1 protein-coding gene is annotated in these 1,403 nt (G+C 73.8%); it reads left to right on the forward strand.

From position 1 onward, the window contains the following. Positions 1-1,277: ATP-binding protein (locus ACFVXK_RS34245; protein ID WP_389619809.1), on the forward strand; the 1,277-nt coding region annotated here is incomplete at its 5' end. Positions 1,278-1,403: the final 126 nt, after the last annotated feature.

Raw genomic sequence — 1,403 nt, forward strand, 5'->3', positions numbered from 1 at the left:
TCGGCGGACTGCTCCCGGCGCTGGGGTCGGCGGCCTTCGGGTCGCTGCTCCTCAACTACTACTTCACCCCGCCGCTGCACGAGTTCACCATTTCGGACCCGAAGAACATCGTGGCCATCGCGATCTTCGTCGGTGTCGCCGTGTCGGTGGCCTCGGTGGTCGACCTGGCCGCCCGCCGCACCCACCAGGCCGCCCGCCTGCGGGCCGAATCCGAGATCCTCTCCTTCCTCGCCGGCAGCGTCCTGCGCGGCGAGACCGCCCTCGACGCACTCCTGGAACGGGTCCGGGAGACCTTCTCCATGGACTCCGTCGCGCTGCTGGAACGGGGTACCGACGTCGATCCCTGGACCACGGCCGGCAGCACCGGCCGCACCCCGGCGACCCGCCCCGAGGACGCCGACGTCGACATGCCCATCGGCGAGAACATGGCCCTGGCCCTCACCGGCCGGGTGCTGCCCGCCGAGGACCGGCGCGTCCTCGGCGCCTTCGCCGCCCAGGCCGCCGTCGTCCTCGACCGCCAGCGCCTCGTCGACGAGGCCGAGGAGGCCCGCCGCCTGATCGAGGGCAACCGGATCCGCACCGCCCTGCTGGCCGCCGTCAGCCACGACCTGCGCACCCCCCTCGCCGGCATCAAGGCCTCCGTCACCTCCCTGCGCTCCACCGACGTGGAGTGGTCCGAGGAGGACCGGGCCTCCCTCCTGGAGGGCATCGAGGACGGCGCCGACCGCCTCGACCACCTGATCGGCAACCTCCTCGACATGTCCCGCCTCCAGACGGGGACGGTCGTCCCGATCGTCCGCGTGACCGACCTCGACGAGGTCGTCCCGATGGCCCTGGCCGGGGTCCCGGACGACAGTGTCGATCTCGACATCCCCGAGACCCTGCCCATGGTCGCCGTCGACCGCGGGCTCCTGGAACGGGCCGTCGCCAACATCGTCGAGAACGCCGTCAAGTACAGCCCCGGCGGCCGGGCCGTGAACGTCTCCGCCAGTGTCCTCGCCGACCGCCTCGAACTGCGCGTCGTCGACCGCGGACCGGGCGTCCCGGACGATGCCAAGGACCGCATATTCGAACCCTTCCAGCGGCACGGGGACGCCCCGGCGGGCGCCGGCGTGGGCCTCGGGCTGGCGGTCGCCCGCGGCTTCCTGGAAGCCATGGACGCCACCCTCACCGCCGAGGACACCCCCGGGGGCGGCCTGACGATGGTGCTCACCCTGCCCATCGCCGGTGGCGACGCCCCGGCCCCCGCGGAACTCCCGGCCGACGCCACGACCTGACCCGCGCCGCGTCCGTGCCGGAGTCCGCGGTCAGTCGTGCGCAGGGTGCTCGGCGCGGGCCTCGGGAGCGGCCGGGAGGGACAGGGTCATGGTCAGGCCGCCGCCCGGGGTGTCCTCGGGGGTGAG

Source organism: Streptomyces sp. NPDC058157 (genome assembly GCF_042884105.1).
Lineage (GTDB): Bacteria > Actinomycetota > Actinomycetes > Streptomycetales > Streptomycetaceae > Streptomyces.